A 16,411-nucleotide genomic window follows, 5' to 3' on the forward strand; every position below is an offset into this window, starting at 1 on the left:
CTCGCAGGGCAGGGGGAACGCGCGATTCATGGACCATGAGAAGGCCCCGGTACTGGACGCACTTGCCGCATACCACCGGAAGGGCCAGTTGCCGTTCACGCCGCCGGGCCCCAAGCAGGGGCGGGGCACTGCTGCTGCCGCTCCTGCGCGGCGCGCTGCTCGCCGACGACCCGCGCACCGTACACACCCTGCACGCGCACAGTAGGGACCTCACGAACGGCTACTACGCCTATAGGTTCCGCCACGACGATCGGCCTCTCGAGGTCGCCGAGAGCGCCTTCCTGCTGTGCGGCTACGTGATGGCCCTGCGGAACACCAACAGGGCCACGAGGCAGACGGGCTGCGCTGGTTCGAACACAACCGCGCCGCCTGCGGATCCGCAGGCCTGTACGCGGAGGAATACGACATCGCCCAACGGCAACTGCGCGGCAACCTGCCCCAGGCATTCGTCCAAGCACTGCTGCTGGAAACCGTGACCCGGCTGGCCATTCCCTGGCGGACCAACCAGCGCTCGGGCGGGACAGAGAGGACACCATGAAGCAGACCGTCGTCATCACCGGAGCGAGCGCCGGGATCGGCCGGGCCACCGCCCGGCTGTTCGCCGCGCGCGGCGCAGACGTCGTACTGGTCGCCCGCGGTCAAGCCGGCCTGGACGCGGCGGCACGCGAAGTCGAGGCGGCAGGCGGCCGGGCACTGGCCGTACCGGCAGACACCGCGGACCATCAACAGATCGACGCCGCGGCGGACGCCGCTCAGGAGGCGTTCGGGCAGATCGACGTATGGGTCAACGTCGCCTTCGCCTCGGTCTTCGCGCCATTCACCGAAATCACTCCGCAGGAGTACGAACGCGTTACACAAGTGACCTATCTCGGCGTCGTGAACGGTACCCGGACCGCACTGGCCCGGATGCTGCCGACCGACCACGGCACTATCGTCCAGGTCGGATCCGCCCTCGGTTCACGCGCCGTCCCCCTGCAATCGGCCTACTGCGGCGCCAAACATGCCGTGAACGGCTTCACTTCCTCGGTGCGCACCGAACTGATTCACAGCGGAAGTAACGTGCGCATCACCGTGGCGCAGATGCCGGCGGTGAATACCCCACAGTTCTCCTGGGTACTGTCCCGGCTGCCACACCGCCCGCAGCCGGTCCCGCCGATCTACCAGCCCGAAGTGGCAGCCAGGAGCGTCCTGTACGCCGCAGATCACCCCGGGCGCAAGCAGTACTACGTCGGCGCTTCCACTGCCCTGACAATCCTGGCGAACAAGATCGCACCCGGACTCATCGACCGGTACCTGGCCCGCACCGGATTCGACTCTCAGCAGACCGCCGAACCGGACAACCCCAACCGTCCGCACAATCTGTGGTACCCCGTCGACAGCGCCGACGGGCACGACCACGGCGCCCACGGGGCCTTCGATGACCAGGCCCACGACCGCTCTGCGCAAATGTGGTTCTCTCACCATCCCGGGCTCGCTTCCGGTTTGGCTCTGGGCACGGCACTCGGGGCCGCAACCGCCCTGGCAGGTAGCCGCAGGCTCCGCCGCCCTGGAAGGCGGCGACCTCCTCGGCCGGCGCGCCGGTCTTGATGAACGCCGGCCCGGCAAGCGCCTCATGCCCGCGGCGAACGGCGCCAGCCGGGTCCGGGACCGCCGCAGTCCACGGCGGCAGCCCCGATATGTCGTACCGAAACTGCGCGGGAGGATCGTGTGTTCGGCAAACCGCAGACGAGGCAGCGGTCCCCGTCGGGCCGTCGCCGCGCTCGTGGTTCGATGCCGGCATCGGCCCGGGCCACGGCGCGGTATTGGCCTACCGGCTGATTGACGCTGCGCTGCGGATCAGCGACATCCTCATTCTGACCACTCTCGCGCTGTTCATCGCCGTCAGCCTGGGTCGCGGTATCCCTCCCGGTGGCCCTGGCAACCGTCGCCTTCTACGTGGGCTTCCGGATCGCCGAGGACTATCTGATCGTGCCGCGCGCAAGAAGTACGCCGTCGCCGTGCACCCGATGGTCACCAGGGTCGCCGTCGTGGTCGGCGCGCGGTACTGCTGGGCATCGTCGGCGCCTTCGTGGCTGGTCCGCGGCAGCGGCCCTTGGGCTGATCCTGGCCTTCGTCCTGGCGGTACTGGCCCCCGCCGGGACCCTCGTGTTTGCCCGGTTCGTGGTCGGCGAGGACCAACCGGTACCCGATGGTCAGGAGCCAGGGAGCCGGAACGGGTGATGGATATGCGGCATTTGAGCGCCCTGGTCCTGCTCGGCTGTGGGGTGGCCGTGCTGCTGCTGTCTGCGCTGTCCCTCGTGGTGCTGGCGGCCCCGTACGCGCGGCTGCACGCACTCGCTCCGGCCACGTCCCTGGGGCTTCCGCTGATCGCCCTGGCGCTGGCGCTCGAAACGGGAGCGGGGCGCACTGCCATCAAGCTCCTGTTCATCGCCCTTCTCTCAGCAACTGCCGGCCCCGTCACTTCCATGGCCATCGGCCGTAGCTCCGCCCAGGAAGAAGGGCTCGTGGAGAACGGACCTCCGACGTGAACATCGGTCCCGGAGCCGTGGATTTCCTGATTGTTGTGGCCCTTGCCCTGGTCGCCTTGACGGCGACCGCTGCGGTCCTCACCCGCGACCCGGTGCGACAAGCCTGCGTGCTGGCCGTGCTCGGAATCTGCCTCGCGCTGCTGTTCCTGCTTGTCCAGGCTCCCGATGTGGCGCTGTCGCAACTCGGCGTGGGCACCACGATCACGCCCTTGCTCATTCTCCTGACGGTCCGCAAGGTGCGCTGCGGCGGGCGAAAGGCCCCTCACGACGAGAAGAAGCGGGAGTGACGGCATGACCAGGACCGTCAGGCTCCGGCTCTTCTTCGTAGCGGCCGGCGTCTTCGCTGCTGCCTTCACAGGCCTGCTACGGCCTGCCGCCTTTCGGGACTTCGAACCATCCTTACGGCGAGCGCGCGGTGAGCGCCTCCTTCCACCACCGCACCGCCAACGTCGTATCGTCCGTCAACTTCGACCAGCGGGCGCTGGACACACTCGGTGAGGAGTCCATTCTGTTCGGGGCAGTACTGGGAGCAGTGGTGCTGCTTCGCCGGGCCCGCGACGAGGAGGCCAGACGGCCAGAGCCGAGCCGCGCCCTGCCATCGGTCCGGCTGCTGGGCGCCGCCTTGTTGCCCGTCACACTGCTCACCGGCGTCAATATCGTCGCCCACGGTCAGCTGAGCCCCGGTGGCGGCTTTCAGGGCGGGGTCATCCTGGCGACCGGCCTCCATCTCGCCTACCTCACCGCTGACTACAAGGTGCTGCGCCGGGTCCGCCCCCTCGCGCTGCTCGACGCGCTGGACGCGGTCGGCGCCGGGGCCTTCACTGCGCTCGGCTTCGCGGGTCTGATCACCGGCGTTGTCGGAGGTGTTACGGGCACTCCGTCGCCTTGACCGAGCACGACTTCGCCCGGTTATCACTACCAGCGGCACCACGCTGGCGACCGCCAGCACGATGATGAACGATCACAATGATTCATGTCCACGGAGACCGGTGTCGGGGAGACGGATCTCCGGGTCCGCCTCCACGGGGCCGGGCCTCGGGAAGGCTGGCGTTCTTTGGCCGGTCACGGCGGTAGAACTCGGACTCAGGGAGCCTCCTTTCGTGTCGGCGCCCTGTCGGGAACGCCCCACGTCTCAATAGTCCCACTTCCGGTTCTGACGCAGTGCGAGCGCGTCCGGCCGGATGGTTCGCCCGGCTCCACGCGCCTGGCGGAGACCCCGTAGGTGCCGGTCGGCTACCTGCGGCACGGCCACCCGGGGCGGGCGGGTACGTGCAGGAGCGGGTACGCAGGTCGTGTGCCTCGATCGAGCAATGTGTTCCCCCGCCGGACCCAAAGAAGGGCAGAGCCCGGCGGGAGCAGCCGATGACTCGTCACCTGACAGCCACACCGCACGCGTGTTGACACGCTCTCGGTCGCCCGCTGTGGAACGGTGAGCTGTCTTCAGTTCGCGCCACACAAGCGAAGGGATTGATCCTTATGGGACACGGCGGCAATGTGATCGCGGAACTCATCATTGATCACCGGGAAGTCGACGGACTGTTCGCGAAGATCGAGGCTCAGCCGGCCGGCGACGCGCAGCGCCGCAAGCTGGCCGATGAGCTCACCATCGAACTGGTGCGCCACTCCGTCGCAGAGGAGATGTACCTGTACCCGGCCGTGCGCAAGCACGTTGAGGACGGGGACGTGATCGCGGACAAGGAACTCTCCGACCACGCCCAGGTGGAACAACACCTCAAGGATCTGGAGGGCATGGCTGCGGACGACCCGCAGTTCGATCCTCTGGTGGCGCAGCTGAAGCTCGAGGTGAGCGGGCACGTGCGCGACGAGGAAGACCGGTTGTTCCCCCTGCTCGCTGCCGCCTGTACACCCGCAGCTTTGGATGAACTGGGTGACAAGGTACGCACAGCGAAGAAGATGGCCCCGACCCGCCCGCACCCCTCCGCCCCAAGCACCCCGCCCGGCAACAAGCTGCTGGGGCCCGGTGTCGGGCTGGTGGACCGGGCCCGTGACCTGCTGACCGGTCGCGGTAAGAGCTGAGCCCGCCCTCACCAGCCCGCGACGTCCCCGGCTCGGCAGCCGGACGGCCGGACCGGGAACGCTTCGTCTTCGACGGAAAGCTGCCGGCGTGTCGGGTGCCCTCAGGTGCCGCGTGGATGATCTGAGTGCGGCAGCCACACTCCGGCCTCCGAGTTTCCCCAGTTCAGAGGGGGCTAGCCATACCATCGACCGACCCGTTGCCCGGATGGTGCGGCAGGGTTCGGACAATGAAGCTGAACGCAGCCCAAAGGCGGCCCCCTCGCCAGGGGCCGCCGCCCTTTGCCGCGTCCTGCCCGCCCCCACTCCGAACTCCCGAGGAGCGCCCCGCCGCCCGCCCACCTTCCCCAGGGCAGGAGCGGGGCGCGGGGTGCCGAGCAGAACCCAACCGGCCCTCAGGGTCATTATCCCGATGCCGGAAACGGGCACTCATTCGAGAGTCCTTCCTCGGCGAGTGGCGGGAAGAGAGCTATGAAGTCACAAGGTCGCGGGATGATCGCGTCATGACCGAGATCGTCTTGATGTCCGACCCGAGGGTTGCAGCCGTGCCTGTTCAGGAGTGTGGTGAACGGCTCGTCGATGTGCGACGGGACAACTCTCTTTCGGTTGACGAGCGGGAGTGGCAGGACTCCGCCGGCGCCTTCGCACATCTTCGGAAAGGCGTGCTCGATCGACTCCTCAAGGCCCAGGCACAGCTGCCTCAAGGGATACGGCTGCTGTTCGTCGAGGGCTATCGCCCGCCGTCCCTTCAACGCCGCTACTTCGACGAATACGCAACGCAGCTGCGGGCCGATCATCCGGAATGGTCTGCTGAGCGGGTCCGCTCGGCAGCCAGCCGCTGCGTGTCCCCGCCTGAGATCGCACCTCACAGCGCCGGCGCAGCCGTTGACTTGACGCTCGGAGACGCCGACGGCCGTGAACTCGACATGGGCACCCACATGGACGCGACTCCGGAAGAGAGTGCGGGCGCCTGTTACACCCTGGCCGACAACATCAGCGACCAGGCCCGCTCCAACCGAGACATCCTGGGTGCGGCACTTACGGCCGCTGGCCTGGTCAACTACCCCACAGAGTGGTGTTCCCAGTCAAGTTCTTGAGTTCAAGAGTAGGAGGTCTTTGGAAGAGTCTCCCAGGATGTGACTGGCGGGGCAGAGAGCTCAATTGGCGCCCGGGTCCGGGATATCAGATCCGACATGACAGCGAGGGGCAGCGAAGGATTGGCGGCTGCCGCCTCCACCACCTGCCAGTCGGCGTCGCTGAGTAGCTCTTCGATGATCGGCGGTGGAAGTGCCGCATGACTGGCGGCTATACGCCTCGCTTGTGCGTCTGCCAGGCAGGCGAGAAGCGCCGGCGCCGACGCATTGCGATGCCGGGCGATCTCGCGGAACGCCTTCTGCACCGATGGGTCGTGCCGGGCAAGGTCTTCCAGAAGTGCCGGAGTCGCGTCCGGATTGGAAGCCACCTTGGCGACGACTCGGGCTCCGTGCCGGTCGAGCATGGTGCGCAGTTGGCCTTCGGAGAGGCCCGGGTGTGGAGCGATGGACTTGACCACTTTTGCGTCGGAGTCGGCGGCCAGCGCGTCGCGTGTAGCGGGTGGCAAATCGCGGCGTTGGGATACGAGCATCCGCGCGGCTGGGTTCGGCGACTCGGCGAGCTTCTCGACCTCGTTGGGGGATGCCGAGGCGATCCGCGGCAGCAAAGTGGCGCCGATCTTGGTAGCGCCGGCCAAGTGGGTCAGCACGTCGAGCGGTACGAGCGGGTTACGGGCAAGCCTGCGCCGTACTTCGTGGTCACGATCGGTGGCCAGTACGCGCATCAGGGCCTCATCGATCGCCGGATTTTCGGCGAGGTCAGCTCGAACACCGGGATTCGAATCCACGGCGAGCCGAACGCAGACCTCCGAAGGCAGATCGGAGCGGCCGGCGAGCGCCCAGCGCAGCAGCAGCGAAGGGTGGCCGACGAAGCCAACGACGGCTTCCGTGGGTGTGGCCGGGTTCCGAATCGCCATCTGCTGCATGTCGTGCCTGGTGGACTCGTGGGAGTCGTCGCAGGAGGCACCGGACGGCAGGTCGCAGTCGAGTCGCGAGCAGTGCGGATCGTGCACGAACGGCGCCTCTTCACGGTCGCAGACCAGGCACCGCTGTGCCGGTGGCAGGCCCTCGCCGATGAGCAGCGCCGCCAGTACAGCCGGTGGCGTCGCCTCGTTGGCCGCCACCGCGCGACGAACCTCGGCATGCGGATGCGCCGCAAGTCTGGTGGCTGTCTCCGGTGTCGTCCACAACGCGAGCTCCGCGACGACCTGTACGTCCGAGTCGGTGGCCAGCATCTCCACCACATCGAGAGGAAGGCCGGAGCAGGCCGCCAGCTTCTCCCGGCGCTCGACGACTGGATCTTCCGCGAGGAGGCGCGCCCACTCCGGGCGTCCGGCACGCTCGGCAAGCAGGGCGAGCGCGACGTCCGGTTGCGTCGCGGGATCAACGTCTGCGGCGGTCAGCAGGCCTGCATACGCAAGAGACACAGAGCTTTCCTCGACACGCGAGGCCAGCACCACCGCCTGCGCGTGCCTGAGGTCGGCCCGATGAGAGAGGTCCGCAGCGATCTCGGCGTCCGCGACCGCGATCAGCCGGTCGACCAGCTCGGACGGCAGGCTTACGTTGGCGGCAAGCCCGCACAGAGCATGGTTCACAGAGGCATCCTGCCCGGAACGTCACCGAATGGCTCCTGGATTTCGATGCCCAGGTGCCATCGGTAGAGAGGTGGCCCGGACTTGCGGTCGGAGGTTCCCGTCTGGTCATTGTCCCTTCGGACGGAGGGGTACGACATTGGCTGGCGCCTCCGCCAAGCTCTCGCTCAGATTGTGGCCCTGGCGAGTGAGGACGGCGTTCGCGAGTGCGAGTTGAGTGACTTGGTGCCGGAGCACCGTGATTTCGGCCTTTTGCGCGGCAACGGTCTCCTTCAGGTCGGACACGGTCTTGCGGAGCCGCTTTTCCGATTCCGGAGGTTGCTTCGTCTCGGTGCGGACGCGTTCGTAGAACTCGTGCTTCAGGTCCGCATGGCGCTTCTGGAGGGCCATGCGGTGAACACCAGCCTCGGCCGCGAGAGCGACGACGGTCAGTGCGCCGTCGGAGGCTGTCGGTCGGCCGGCGAGGAGCCGGTCCATGGCGGCACGGATGCGTACCCGCTCGTCGGTGTATCGCTCGGTCACGACAGGTCCTCGGCAGATTGGGCGGTGGCGTGGTGAGTGTCGGCGGTGGCACGGTATTGCTCGGCGGCGATGCGGAGGCGCCGGGCCAGCGGCTGAGGGGAGAGGGCCGCGAGTTTGTTGATGCGGTCGGTCTCTTCCAGCAGTTCGTTCGCGTGACTGTCGAGGCGGACGGCGTTCCCGCAGCCGGGGCGACAGTCGAAGGTTCGGGGCGGTTGCATCGGGGCCTGGTTCGCAGAGCGCGTTGTCGCGCTTGAAGACGCAGATCAGCGAAGCGTCCGGGTTGTCGAAGAGGACCAAGCCGTCGCGGGCCAGGTAGTCGGCGGCCTGTTTGGCGAACTTCTGGGTGACGGTGCGGCCCTCGAATCGTGGCACCTGGACCGCGGCAGTGAGGGCTCGTCGGGCGGCGGGGCCGGAAATCTTTTCGCCGACGGCGAGGCGGTCCCGCAGCCGTGCGGCGGTGTCAGCCGCGGCCAAGGCGGTCTCGACATCAAGGACACTGTGGATGCCGCGGCGGCTTCGGCTGCCGTACCCGCTCGACGTACGAGCGTCGAGGACGGTGCGCATGTGGCCGTACTGGATCGCGAGCGCGACGAGTCCGCCAGGTCTGCGGGCGACGTGCCATGCAAGGGTCCGACGGAACCGTCCGAGCCCGATGGCGCCATGAGGATCTTCGGGAACACCCTGGTCCGGCAGCCCTTGGGATTCGGCTTCCCGGTTGATCCAGGCGACGAAGCTCTCGATCCGCTGGTTCATACCGGCGTTCTTCAAGGCGCCGCTGAACTGGCGGCCACGGACAAAATCGAGATGGGTGGAACTGAAGAGCAGTTCGCCCTCGGGAACCATGCGTTCAAGGACTCGGATCGCATGGACGACCGGGGTGATGGCGACCCAAGGGACATCCCGCTCCTCACCGGCCGAGACGTGCTGGCCGTCGTCGTCGGTGACGTTCTTGTAGTGGCGACTGCGGATGAGATGTCGGCCCCCGTCCTCGGGGTCGGGGCAGCAGCCGGACCGGAGACCTTGTACTTCCTGCGGCCGCATGCCGGTCAGGTAGAGGCAGACGATCAACGCGGCGGTGGACAGGTGCCGCATCAAGCTCGGGGCTTCGTTGAAGTCGAGGTGCTCGCGCCAGGGCCTGCCGTTGATCTGCCCGGTCACGGCTACCAGGAGCGGGCAGGGCCCTGGCTGCAGCGTGCTGAGCTCATGGCGTTGTCGAAAGCCACTGACAGCGGGACGCCGAGTATGCCGCGCAGTCCCTCTTCGGCCACGCCGCCGTCGATGGTGCCGGTGTGCTGGTAGCGCCGGTCGTTGCGGTAGTCCGTGCTGGCGTAGGGGCGGGCGGTCTGGGCGACCAGGCCGCCGAGGCCTTCCCCCATGCCCAGGCGAAGCTGCTGGAAGGCGGCGGAGACGGAGCCGTCGGTGACGCGCATGTACGTGTCCTGCGCGAGCGGGTCGTTGAGGGTGAGATAGGCGACGTCGGCGCCCAGCAGGGTTCGTGCCCGCCGGACGATGGCGCGCAGTACGGCGTCCAGGTCCCTCAGGCCGGCCAGGTCGCCCGCGGTGTCGAACAGCGCCACCAGTTCCGCTTCGCGGCGACGGTACTGGTCGAGTACCCGCCGCACGGCGAGGGCGGCCTCGGCACTCTCCTCGATCCGGGCCGCCTCCGCCTCGTCGGCCCCGTTGGCACGGGAGCGGGCCGACTGGAGGGCGAGCTCTTCGGCAGGAGCGTCGGCGGCGAGGAGGCTGACCAGGCGCCGCGCGACCTCTTCGGCAGCCGTGGGCGGCCGGGTCGATGTCCGAGTGTGTTCGCTGCGGTCCGTGGTCATGGGGCCTCGTCTCGGGCGGGGTGTCGTGGGGGTACGCAGTAGGCCCGGTCCTTCGTTTCCCCCGACGGCAGACCGGGCAGCTCGTGTGCGGCTGGTTCAGGCGGGGTCGCCCGCAGTGACAGCGGGGACATCGGCTGTCGTCCCGTCTTCCTCGTCCCGCGAGCGGGTGAGGTCACGGCCCCGGGTCTCCCGGGTAACAGCCACGGTGATGGTGGTGATCACGGCAGCCGCGCAAAGGTAGATGGAGATGGGGGTGGACGAATCGTAGTCCTTGAGAAGTTCGACAGCGATGATCGGGGCGAGGGCACCGGCGAGGATCGAAGCGAGCTGCGAGCCCATCGAGGCGCCGGAGTAGCGGACCTTGGTGTCGAACATCTCGGAGATGAACGCGGCCTGCGGTCCGTACATCGCGCCGTGCAGCAGCAGACCGACGGTCACAGCCAGGGTGATCACCGGGAACGAAGTGGAGTCGACGAGGCCGAAGAAGACGAAGGCCCAGACGGCCATGCCCACGGAGCCGATCAGGGTGACCGGTCGTCGGCCGACGCGGTCGGACAGGGCGCCCCACGCGGGGATCGTGACGAAGTGGACGGCCGAGCCGATCAGGACGGCGTTCAGGGCGGTGCTCTTGGGCAGCTCCAGATGCACGGTGACGTACACCAGGATGAAGGAGGTGAGGATGTAGTAGGAGATGTTTTCGCCGAACCGGGTGCCGATGGCGGAGAGGACCTCGCGCCAGCTGCGCCGGAACACTTCGACGACCGGCGCTTTCTCCTTCGCGCCTTGCCCGGCGGTCTCTGCCTTGGCCTGCGCTTCGAGGAACACCGGGGACTCGGACACCGAGACGCGGATCCACAGGCCGATCAGCACGAGAAGCCCGGACAGCAGGAACGGTATGCGCCAGCCCCAGGACTGGAAGGCCGCCTCCGACTGGAACGAGGCCAGCAGTGCCAGCACACCAGTGGCAAGCATGTTCCCGCCGGGAGCACCGGCTTGCGGCCAGGACGCCCAGAAGCCACGGTTCTTGTCGCCGCCGTGCTCGGAGACGATGAGAACGGCCCCGCCCCACTCGCCGCCCAGCGCGAAACCCTGGATCAGGCGCAGCACGGTCAGCAGGATCGGCGCCCCGACGCCGATGGTGTCGTAGGTGGGCAGCAGACCCATGGCGAAGGTCGCGCCGCCCATCATCAGGAGGCTCACCACCAGCAGCTTCTTACGCCCGACCTTGTCGCCGAAGTGGCCGAAGACGACGCCGCCCAACGGCCGGGCGGCGAACCCGATGGCATAGGTGACGAAGGCGATGAGCGTGCCCACCAGCGGGTCGGCGCTGGGGAAGAACAGCGTGTTGAAGACAAGGGCGGCGGCCGAGCCGTAGAGGAAGAAGTCGTACCACTCGATGGTGGTGCCGATCAGACTCGCGGCCACGATGCGGCTGATGCCGCCTCTCGGCGTGGTGGTGGTGTCAGACATGGATTCACCGGTTTCACGAACGGACGGGACGGGGTGGTGCGGGGGATGCCGGAGATGTGTGGGCAGCCGGGGCCGTGATTCAGCCGGCGGTCCAGCCGCCGTCGAGCGGGAGGGAGGCGCCGGTGAGGTAGCCGGCGTGGGGGCCGCACAGCCACAGGACGGCGGCGGCGACTTCTTCGGGCTCAAGGAGTCGCTTGACGGGCGAGCGGGCCAGCATGACGTTGGAGAGCACGTCGCGCTCGCTGATGTCGTGCGCGGCAGCCTGGTCGCGCACCTGGCCTTCGACAAGGGGGGTCCGGACGTACCCGGGGCTGACGCAGTTGCTCGTCACTCCGTGCGGGGCACCCTCGATCGCGGCGACCTTGCTCAGCCCCTCCAGGGCGTGCTTGGCGGCGACATAGGCGGACTTGTAGGCGCTGGCCCGCAGTCCGTGGACGCTGGAGACGTTGACGATCCGGCCCCAGCCCTGTGCGTACATGTGCGGGAGCACTCGGCGCATCAGCAGAAACGGAGCGGTGACCATCACCTTCTGGATCAGCTCGAAGCGCTCCGTCGGAAACTCGGTGAGCGGCGCGACGTGCTGAAGGCCGGCGTTGTTCACCAGGATGTCGACCTCGGACGGAAGAAGGTCGACGGCTCCTGCGTCCGCGAGGTCGACCACATGCGCTGCGCCGCCAGTGATCTCGGCCACGGCCTTCGCGGCCGCACCGTCCCGGTCGACCACGTGGACATCGGCCCCCGCCTGTACCAGGGCGAGCACACAGGCATGGCCGATGCCACTGCCGCCGCCGGTCACCAGCGCCGTACGCCCGCTCAGGTCGATCGCGGCCGCGGGTGAGGGCAAGGGAACCGGGCTGGGAAATGTGTTCGTCATGGCCGGAGACGTTAGAGAGAGCCCCTACACCTCTCCCATGTATACAGTCGCTATAAACCACAACATTTACATGGTGAATTCCACCATGAGGTCCGATCGTGGACAGTAGACAGTCCGACCGTGTGGCTCGCAGCCGGACTGGACCGCGGCAGCGAGCCGCTCAGGGCGTCACGGCAGGGCCGGCTCGGCGGCCCGCACTCAGGGGGCAGGCATTCGCGAGGCTGGTCGGGTCCGTCCCCCGTTCCTCGGATTCCTGTCATACCTGGCCGATCACACCGTGGGCATAGGTGCCCGTCACACACGGACACCGGCGAAATTGGATGTCCTGCCCATGCCAATTTGGGCGGGTGCGCCGTGATGATGCACTTCACCTCGCTCACCGGCCGTCGTCCGACGTCGGTGTGCGACCGGTTCCCCCCACATCAGGAGGCAGTCGTCATGGGACCGTCGCACCCTCCGTTCCGTATCGCGAAGAGCCGCCGCCTCGTCAGAGGCATCCACCGCTGGGTCACCGCCGCCGCGGGTGCCCTGGCCCTGACAGGCGGCCTGGTCGTCGCAGGCCCGCAGGCGTCCGCTGCGGGTCTGGATCAGGTCACCTCCTTCGGCAGCAATCCCGGCAATCTGTCCATGTACACCTATGCACCCGACGCACTGCCGGACGGCGCCCCGCTGGTGGTCGCGCTGCACGGTTGCACCCAGAGCGCGAACGACTACTACGCGCACTCCGGCTGGCCGACGTTCGCCGACCGCTACGGCTTCGCACTGGTCTTCCCGCAGACGAGCAGCGCCAACAACCTCAACTCCTGCTTCAACTGGTTCGGATCCGGCGACAGCAAGCGCGATCAGGGCGAGGCGCTGTCGATCAAGCAGATGGTCGACAAGGCAGTCGCCCAGTTCGGCAGCGACACGCGGCGGGTGTACATCACCGGCCTGTCCGCCGGCGCCGGCATGACCGCGAACATGCTCGCCGCCTACCCCGACGTGTTCGCGGGCGGCTCCATCGACTCCGGACTGCCCGCGTCCTGCGCGACCAGCGTCTCCGCGGCGTACACCTGTATGTGGCGTACACCTGTATGTACAGTCCGCCGGACAAGAACCCCTCGCAGTGGGGCGACCTGGTACGCGCGGCCGCTCCCGCCGGCACCGTCTCCTGGCCCCGCGTCGCGATCTGGCACGGTACCGCCGACACCACCGTCAGGCCCGCCAACGCCACGGAACTGCGCGACCAGTGGACGAACGTTTGGGGCCTCGGCCAGACACCCACCCGCACCGAGGACCTCAGCGGGGGAACCACGCTCAGCATCTACGAAGACACCTCCGGCCGGCCCGCCGTCGAGGTCTACTCCATCTCCGGGATGGCACACGGCCTCGCGGTCGACCCGGGCAGCGGCCCGGAGCAGTGCGGCAGCACCGGCACCTACTACCTCGACACCATCTGCTCCAGCTACCACACCGCCCGCTTCTGGGGGCTCGACGGCGACGCCCCGAGCACCGGTTCCCTGCCCGCACCCACGGGGCTGAAGGTCACCGGGATCACCGACGCCAGCGCCACCCTCAGCTGGACCGCGGTCGACGGCGCGAGTTCGTACACCGTCTACCGCGGCGGCACGAAGGTAGCCACCACCACGTCCACCACCGCCACCGACACCGGCCTGGCCACCGGCACCACCTACGGCTACACAGTGGCGGCCGTGGACGCGGCCGGCACGGCAGGCGCGGCCTCCGCGGCCGTGTCCGCCACCACGACCGGCTTCACGCCCACGTGCCACACGGCGAGCAACTACGACCACGTAGCGGCTGGACGTGCCTACCAGAGCGGCGGCAACACCTACGCCAACGGGTCTCAGCAGGGCATGGGCCTGTGGAATGCGTTCACCACGCACGCCCTCAAGCAGACCGCGCCCGGCTACTACATCGTCGCGGACTCCGGCTGTTCGGCCTGAGCCTCGCACCCTCCTTGCGGCTCCGGTGGACGAACGCCACCCACCGGGGCCGCGCATCACGTCCCCGCCACAACGGGGTTCCACCAGCACCAGTGGTGACCGCCATACAGGAGGGGGGTGACATGTGGATGGTGGCCATAGTCGTCACTCCGTCACCTGCCTAGGCTCGCTGACCATCGCTGGTAATGGCACCGGCGCCGACCAGCGGGTCGGTCCCGTCGCCTGAGGGAAAGGGTTCCGTATGGGGCTGGACAAGACGGTCGCGAGCGCGGCAGAGGCGGTGGCCGACATCTCGGAAGGGGCCTCGCTCGCCGTAGGCGGCTTCGGGCTGTGCGGAATACCGGGCACGTTGATCAACGCGCTGTGGCAGAGCGAGGTGAACGACCTCAAGTTCGTCTCGAACAACTGCGGCATCGACGACTGGGGCCTCGGCCTGCTCCTCGCCGCCGGGCAGATCTCTCGCATGACGAGCTCCTATGTGGGCGAGAACAAGGAGTTCGCCCGCCAGTACCTGAGCGGAGAACTCGAGGTCGAACTCGTTCCCCAAGGAACGCTGGCGGAGAGGCTGCGGGCCGGCGGCGCCGGCATCCCGGCCTTCTACACCCCTGCGGGCACCGGAACCCAGGTCGGCGAGGGCGGACTGCCCTGGCGATACGCGGCCGACGGATCGGTCGCCGTCGCCTCCCCTGCCAAGGAGACACGGGAGTTCGACGGGCGCCCGCACCTGCTCGAGCACGGCATCACCACTGACTTCGCGCTGGTCCGGGCGACCATCGGCGACCGGCACGGCAACCTGGTCTTCCGCTCCTCGGCCCGCAACTTCAACCCGCTGGCCGCCATGGCGGGCCGGATCACCATCGCCGAGGTGGACTACCTCGTCGAACCGGGCGAGCTCGATCCCGACGAGGTCCATCTGCCCGGCATCTTCGTCCAGCGTGTGGTCCGGGCAACTCCAGGCGACCCCGCGGCCGAGCGGCGCATCGAGCGCCGGACCGTACGACAGGAAGGCGACGCCTGACATGGCCCTCACCCGCGAGCAGATGGCGGCCCGCGCCGCCCGGGAACTGACCGACGGCAGCTACGTCAACCTTGGCATCGGCCTTCCCACGCTCATCCCCAACTACCTGCCGCGCGGCGTCGAGGTTGTTCTTCAATCCGAGAACGGCATCCTCGGGGTGGGCCCCTACCCGACGGAGGACGAACTCGACGCCGACCTCATCAACGCGGGCAAGGAGACCGTCACCACGCTGCCCGGCGCCTCTTTCTTCGACTCCGCCCTGTCCTTCGGCATGATCCGCGGCGGCCACATCGACGCTGCCGTCCTCGGCGCCATGCAGGTCTCCTCCTCCGGCGACCTCGCCAACTGGATGATCCCCGGCAAGATGGTCAAGGGCATGGGCGGTGCCATGGACCTCGTCCACGGCGCCGGCCGGGTCATCGTCCTGATGGAGCACACCGCCAAGGACGGCAGCCCCAAGCTCGTCAGCGAATGCAGTCTGCCGCTCACCGGCCGTGCCGTCGTCCAGCGCGTCATCACCGATCTCGCCGTGGTGGATGTCACCGGGGAAGGATTCCTCCTCCTCGAACTCGCTCCCGGCGTCTCCGTCGACGAGGTCCGGGCTGCCACGGCCGCGGAACTGACGGTGTCGGCAGCACTCGACGCCGTACCCACCGCGTGAATGGCCTCTGCACAACGGCTTCCTGGCCGGTCGGCGGCGAATGGATTCAACGGCTGACTGACACTTCACATGGGCAGCGGCCAGTGGAGCCCCGATCAGGGACCGTCGTATGGCTGCCCCCGAATCGTCGTGCAACAGGGGCCTGAGCGGAATGCTTCAAGTGGTCGTGAGGCGCACCCTGTGTTTCAAGTCAGCGCTCCACGGAAGCTTCTTGTGCCGTCCCGGCTCAGAGATCGCCGACGCCATGCCGAGTGGCCGACGTCGGCGGCCTCAGCATTCAAGCCGACCTGTTGCGGACGGCGCCTGCTCGTACGCTGCCCGATCCAAGGGCCGCATCGGTGAGTGCGGTCTCCTCAGGGGCGTCCTCATCCCACAGCCTTGAAGATCGCCAGCGCCGCCACCAGAAGCAGGACCAGGACAAACACCGCCAGGACCGGTGTCATGGGTGTCGGACGCCAGTTCCTCCGTGGGGCTTCCTGTGGGGGGCCGAGTTCGGAAACGCCTGACTCAGCGGGCGGTGTGGCGCCGGCAGCCATCTGGGTGTCCTCCGGAACGGAGAGACCTTCGTCCGGCAGCTCTTCATGGATTCCGGCCATCATGTCCTCCTCATCCGCCGGAAGCCAGGACCCTGCTCTCCCTTGCCTCACTTGGGGCGAACTTCGAGACGAGCGCTTCTCCAGAGAAAGTACGCGCCTCTGGAAAAGTGCGGACCAAGCGCCGCACTGCGCCGTGACAAGAGAATCCGTCGCGATTCGCTCGCAGAGTTCCTTGGCGGGGCGTCCGTCGACCCGAGTGGCTTCCGATTCGGCGCCTATCTGCTGCCTACCCATGCGAGCCAGATCTATACCGCAG

At 68.0% G+C, this 16,411-nt stretch carries 14 protein-coding genes and 2 pseudogenes; 10 read left to right on the top strand and 6 right to left on the bottom strand.

The window, feature by feature from the left end:
- Positions 1-286 precede the first annotated feature (286 nt).
- From ACIRJP_RS03100 to ACIRJP_RS03130, 7 genes are all read left to right on the top strand, one after another.
- The gene (locus tag ACIRJP_RS03100; RefSeq protein ID WP_404167537.1) at positions 287-538 is read left to right on the top strand and encodes a hypothetical protein; all 252 of its coding nucleotides are present in this window, start codon (positions 287-289) and stop codon (positions 536-538) included.
- Positions 535-1,587 carry an SDR family oxidoreductase gene (locus ACIRJP_RS03105; RefSeq protein ID WP_404167539.1) on the top strand — a complete coding sequence of 351 codons (1,053 nt, stop codon included), beginning with the start codon at positions 535-537 and terminating at the stop codon, positions 1,585-1,587. The genes ACIRJP_RS03100 and ACIRJP_RS03105 overlap by 4 nt, the downstream gene beginning before the upstream one ends.
- Before the next feature lie 638 nt (positions 1,588-2,225).
- Entirely contained in the window at positions 2,226-2,528 is a 303-nt protein-coding gene (locus tag ACIRJP_RS03110; protein ID WP_404167541.1) for a monovalent cation/H(+) antiporter subunit G, read from the top strand.
- The gene (locus ACIRJP_RS03115; protein WP_404167543.1) at positions 2,525-2,815 is read left to right on the top strand and encodes a DUF4040 domain-containing protein; all 291 of its coding nucleotides are present in this window, start codon (positions 2,525-2,527) and stop codon (positions 2,813-2,815) included. Before ACIRJP_RS03110 ends, ACIRJP_RS03115 begins: the two co-directional genes overlap by 4 nt.
- A 128-nt stretch (positions 2,816-2,943) precedes the next feature.
- On the top strand, positions 2,944-3,417 hold the full coding sequence (locus ACIRJP_RS03120; protein ID WP_404167545.1) for an MnhB domain-containing protein: 474 nt from the start codon (positions 2,944-2,946) through the stop codon (positions 3,415-3,417).
- Between the two features lie 587 nt (positions 3,418-4,004).
- Positions 4,005-4,565: a hemerythrin domain-containing protein gene (locus ACIRJP_RS03125; protein WP_404167547.1), complete on the top strand. Its 561-nt coding sequence runs from the start codon at positions 4,005-4,007 to the stop codon at positions 4,563-4,565.
- A gap of 500 nt (positions 4,566-5,065) precedes the next feature.
- On the top strand, positions 5,066-5,659 hold the full coding sequence (locus ACIRJP_RS03130) for a M15 family metallopeptidase (protein ID WP_404167549.1): 594 nt from the start codon (positions 5,066-5,068) through the stop codon (positions 5,657-5,659).
- A gap of 2 nt (positions 5,660-5,661) precedes the next feature.
- On the opposite strand, the gene ACIRJP_RS03135 is transcribed toward ACIRJP_RS03130, so the two are convergent.
- From ACIRJP_RS03135 to ACIRJP_RS03155, 5 genes and pseudogenes are all read right to left on the bottom strand, one after another.
- Entirely contained in the window at positions 5,662-7,248 is a 1,587-nt protein-coding gene (locus ACIRJP_RS03135; protein WP_404167551.1) for a hypothetical protein, read from the bottom strand.
- Positions 7,249-7,353: 105 nt separating this feature from the next.
- Entirely contained in the window at positions 7,354-7,767 is a 414-nt protein-coding gene (locus tag ACIRJP_RS03140) for a hypothetical protein (RefSeq protein ID WP_404167663.1), read from the bottom strand.
- A gap of 1,226 nt (positions 7,768-8,993) precedes the next feature.
- A pseudogene (locus ACIRJP_RS03145) lies at positions 8,994-9,593 on the bottom strand (GAF domain-containing protein); the annotation flags it as partial.
- A gap of 96 nt (positions 9,594-9,689) precedes the next feature.
- Positions 9,690-11,063: an MFS transporter gene (locus ACIRJP_RS03150; protein WP_404167553.1), complete on the bottom strand. Its 1,374-nt coding sequence runs from the start codon at positions 11,061-11,063 to the stop codon at positions 9,690-9,692.
- Between the two features lie 79 nt (positions 11,064-11,142).
- Positions 11,143-11,937 carry a 3-hydroxybutyrate dehydrogenase gene (locus ACIRJP_RS03155; RefSeq protein ID WP_404167555.1) on the bottom strand — a complete coding sequence of 265 codons (795 nt, stop codon included), beginning with the start codon at positions 11,935-11,937 and terminating at the stop codon, positions 11,143-11,145.
- 438 nt (positions 11,938-12,375) lie between these two features.
- Between ACIRJP_RS03155 and ACIRJP_RS03160 the strand changes: the two are divergent.
- The 3 genes and pseudogenes from ACIRJP_RS03160 (at position 12,376) to ACIRJP_RS03170 (ending at position 15,559) form a co-directional block, all read left to right on the top strand.
- Positions 12,376-13,880 (top strand): annotated as a pseudogene (locus ACIRJP_RS03160) (PHB depolymerase family esterase).
- Between the two features lie 241 nt (positions 13,881-14,121).
- Positions 14,122-14,898, top strand: coding sequence for a CoA transferase subunit A (locus ACIRJP_RS03165; RefSeq protein ID WP_404167556.1), 777 nt, complete (start codon positions 14,122-14,124; stop codon positions 14,896-14,898).
- A 1-nt stretch (position 14,899) separates the two neighbouring features.
- The gene (locus ACIRJP_RS03170) at positions 14,900-15,559 is read left to right on the top strand and encodes a CoA transferase subunit B (RefSeq protein ID WP_404167557.1); all 660 of its coding nucleotides are present in this window, start codon (positions 14,900-14,902) and stop codon (positions 15,557-15,559) included.
- A 365-nt stretch (positions 15,560-15,924) separates the two neighbouring features.
- On the opposite strand, the gene ACIRJP_RS03175 is transcribed toward ACIRJP_RS03170, so the two are convergent.
- A complete protein-coding gene (locus tag ACIRJP_RS03175; protein WP_404167558.1) occupies positions 15,925-16,155 on the bottom strand; it encodes a DUF6480 family protein in 231 nt (76 codons plus the stop codon).
- Positions 16,156-16,411 lie beyond the last annotated feature (256 nt).

The organism is Streptomyces sp. NPDC102437, from assembly GCF_044765565.1.
Classification (GTDB): Bacteria; Actinomycetota; Actinomycetes; order Streptomycetales; family Streptomycetaceae; genus Streptomyces.

Coding starts and splice junctions, on each gene's coding strand:
- ACIRJP_RS03105 (WP_404167539.1), top strand. CDS start 535: ATGAAGCAGACCGTCGTCATCACCGGAGCGAGCGCCGGGATCGGCCGG.
- ACIRJP_RS03110 (WP_404167541.1), top strand. CDS start 2,226: ATGCGGCATTTGAGCGCCCTGGTCCTGCTCGGCTGTGGGGTGGCCGTG.
- ACIRJP_RS03125 (WP_404167547.1), top strand. CDS start 4,005: ATGGGACACGGCGGCAATGTGATCGCGGAACTCATCATTGATCACCGG.
- ACIRJP_RS03130 (WP_404167549.1), top strand. CDS start 5,066: ATGACCGAGATCGTCTTGATGTCCGACCCGAGGGTTGCAGCCGTGCCT.
- ACIRJP_RS03150 (WP_404167553.1), bottom strand. CDS start 11,063: ATGTCTGACACCACCACCACGCCGAGAGGCGGCATCAGCCGCATCGTG.
- ACIRJP_RS03155 (WP_404167555.1), bottom strand. CDS start 11,937: ATGACGAACACATTTCCCAGCCCGGTTCCCTTGCCCTCACCCGCGGCC.
- ACIRJP_RS03165 (WP_404167556.1), top strand. CDS start 14,122: ATGGGGCTGGACAAGACGGTCGCGAGCGCGGCAGAGGCGGTGGCCGAC.
- ACIRJP_RS03170 (WP_404167557.1), top strand. CDS start 14,900: ATGGCCCTCACCCGCGAGCAGATGGCGGCCCGCGCCGCCCGGGAACTG.
- ACIRJP_RS03175 (WP_404167558.1), bottom strand. CDS start 16,155: ATGGCCGGAATCCATGAAGAGCTGCCGGACGAAGGTCTCTCCGTTCCG.